This is a genomic window from Ligilactobacillus apodemi DSM 16634 = JCM 16172 (genome assembly GCF_001434405.1).
In the GTDB taxonomy this organism is placed as follows: Bacteria; Bacillota; Bacilli; order Lactobacillales; family Lactobacillaceae; genus Ligilactobacillus; species Ligilactobacillus apodemi.
Map to the genome: position 1 here is coordinate 1 of NZ_AZFT01000005.1, position 1,636 is coordinate 1,636.

General features: G+C 50.8%; 1 rRNA gene. It reads right to left on the minus strand.

Annotation, left to right across the window (positions count from 1 at the left end):
* Positions 1 to 1,511 (minus strand): 16S ribosomal RNA (locus FC32_RS01225); the annotation flags it as partial.
* Between the last annotated feature and the right edge of the window lie 125 nt (positions 1,512 to 1,636).

Consider the following 1,636-nt stretch of genomic DNA (forward strand, 5'->3'; position numbering starts at 1 on the left):
CCCCAATCATCTGTCCCACCTTAGACGGCTGGCTCCAAAAGGTTACCCCACCGGCTTTGGGTGTTACAAACTCTCATGGTGTGACGGGCGGTGTGTACAAGGCCCGGGAACGTATTCACCGCGGCATGCTGATCCGCGATTACTAGCGATTCCGACTTCATGTAGGCGAGTTGCAGCCTACAATCCGAACTGAGAACGGCTTTAAGAGATTTGCTAAACCTCGCGGTCTCGCGACTCGTTGTACCGTCCATTGTAGCACGTGTGTAGCCCAGGTCATAAGGGGCATGATGATTTGACGTCATCCCCACCTTCCTCCGGTTTGTCACCGGCAGTCTTGCTAGAGTGCCCAACTTAATGCTGGCAACTAACAACAAGGGTTGCGCTCGTTGCGGGACTTAACCCAACATCTCACGACACGAGCTGACGACAACCATGCACCACCTGTCATTCTGCTCCCGAAGGAGAAGTCCTATCTCTAGGATTGTCAGAAGATGTCAAGACCTGGTAAGGTTCTTCGCGTTGCTTCGAATTAAACCACATGCTCCACCGCTTGTGCGGGCCCCCGTCAATTCCTTTGAGTTTCAACCTTGCGGTCGTACTCCCCAGGCGGAATGCTTATTGCGTTAGCTGCAGCACTGAAGGGCGGAAACCCTCCAACACTTAGCATTCATCGTTTACGGCGTGGACTACCAGGGTATCTAATCCTGTTTGCTACCCACGCTTTCGAACCTCAGCGTCAGTTACAGACCAGAGAGCCGCTTTCGCCACTGGTGTTCTTCCATATATCTACGCATTTCACCGCTACACATGGAGTTCCACTCTCCTCTTCTGCACTCAAGTCTCCCAGTTTCCAATGCACTACTCCGGTTAAGCCGAAGGCTTTCACATCAGACTTAAAAGACCGCCTGCGTTCCCTTTACGCCCAATAAATCCGGATAACGCTTGCCACCTACGTATTACCGCGGCTGCTGGCACGTAGTTAGCCGTGGCTTTCTGGTTAGATACCGTCGAAACGTGAACAGTTACTCTCACGCACTTTCTTCTCTAACAACAGGGTTTTACGATCCGAAGACCTTCTTCACCCACGCGGCGTTGCTCCATCAGGCTTTCGCCCATTGTGGAAGATTCCCTACTGCTGCCTCCCGTAGGAGTTTGGGCCGTGTCTCAGTCCCAATGTGGCCGATCAACCTCTCAGTTCGGCTACGCATCATTGCCTTGGTAAGCCTTTACCTCACCAACTAGCTAATGCGCCGCGGGCCCATCCAAAAGCGGTAGCATAGCCACCTTTTACACAGTTACCATGCGGTAACTGTGGTTATGCGGTATTAGCACCTGTTTCCAAGTGTTATCCCCCTCTTTTGGGCAGGTTGCCCACGTGTTACTCACCCGTTCGCCACTAAGCTCTTTATCGGTGAGTGCAAGCACTCGGTGATAAAGAAGCTTCGTTCGACTTGCATGTATTAGGCACGCCGCCAGCGTTCATCCTGAGCCAGGATCAAACTCTCAATTTAAAGTTTGTGACTCTTTATTTTTACTAGCGAATTGACTTCGCAAAATGTTTATTGCTCTTACCTATTAAGATAAGAGACCCTGCACATTTGCTTATCGAAACTTTGTTCAGTTTTCAAAGATCTAC